This is a genomic window from Micromonospora sp. PTRAS2 (assembly GCF_054052245.1).
The window spans coordinates 1-458 of sequence record NZ_JBSWBU010000066.1 but is presented as its reverse complement, the minus strand read 5'-3'; the positions used below and the strand labels follow the sequence as shown (position 1 = coordinate 458).

The following is a 458-nucleotide window of genomic DNA, read 5'->3' as shown; positions in this document are numbered from 1 at the left end:
TTGGCTGGTGTGGTGAAGGTGTTGTTGGCGTTTGAGCGGGAGCAGATTCCGCCGACGTTGCACGTCAACCGGCCGAATGATCACATTCGGTTCGAGGAGTCGCCGTTCTTCGTGGCGGATCAGGTTGTCGCATGGCCTCGGGTGGCGGGTGTGCCGCGGCGGGGTGCGGTGTCGGCGTTCGGGATGGGTGGGGTGAACGCTCACGTGATTCTGGAGGAGCCGCCGGTTGTCGCCCCGCGTGAGGTGGTGTCGCAGGAGTCGTTTGTGGTGAAGGTGTCGGCGTCGAGTGTGGAGGGTGTGCGGCGTTTGGCGGGTGATTATGCGCGGGTGTTGTCGGGTGTGGGGACGAGTGGTGTGGGGGATTTTGGGTTTACGGCGAATGTGGGTCGGGCGTCGCATCGGTTCCGGGTGGCGGTGTCGGGTGTGGATGGTGCGGGTGTGGCCGAGGGTTTGTCGGG

General features: G+C 64.8%; 1 protein-coding gene. It reads left to right on the top strand.

Annotated features, from left to right (window positions below):
- Positions 1-12: 12 nt before the first annotated feature.
- Positions 13-458, top strand: a 446-nt coding sequence (locus ACVMYR_RS33180) for a ketoacyl-synthetase C-terminal extension domain-containing protein (protein ID WP_457123710.1), incomplete at its 3' end; no start/stop codon positions are given.